Here is a 298-nt window from a genome sequence, read left to right as displayed (position 1 = left end):
TTAGCTTAAATTCATGCAAAAACCCTTTCACGTGCTGAGGTTTGCCATTGGGTTTAAAGGGTAACAGCATTGGTTTTTTTCCAAGCTGAGTAATTAGTGTAATAAAACTCTCAACCAATTCTGCTTCGTAAAAGCTGGTGAATGGGTCTTGAACAATGAGTACATAATCATTTTGCTCATCGGTACTTAGTTTTTTAAGTAATTCTAAATTAAATTTTTGCGTTTTGTTTACACGTTTGTTGAGTGCAGGAATACTTAGCTGAGGGGTATCAACATAGCCTACGGTTTTTTTAATGAG

At 35.2% G+C, this 298-nt stretch carries 1 protein-coding gene; it reads right to left on the bottom strand.

The annotated features are described in order from the left end of the window. A partial coding sequence (locus CWB66_RS21850) for a hypothetical protein (protein ID WP_138587031.1) occupies positions 1-298 on the bottom strand: 298 nt, incomplete at both ends.

Origin of the sequence: Pseudoalteromonas sp. S558, assembly GCF_005886635.1 — a bacterium.
GTDB lineage: Bacteria > Pseudomonadota > Gammaproteobacteria > Enterobacterales > Alteromonadaceae > Pseudoalteromonas > Pseudoalteromonas aliena.
This window is presented reverse-complemented; position numbering and strand designations above follow the sequence as displayed.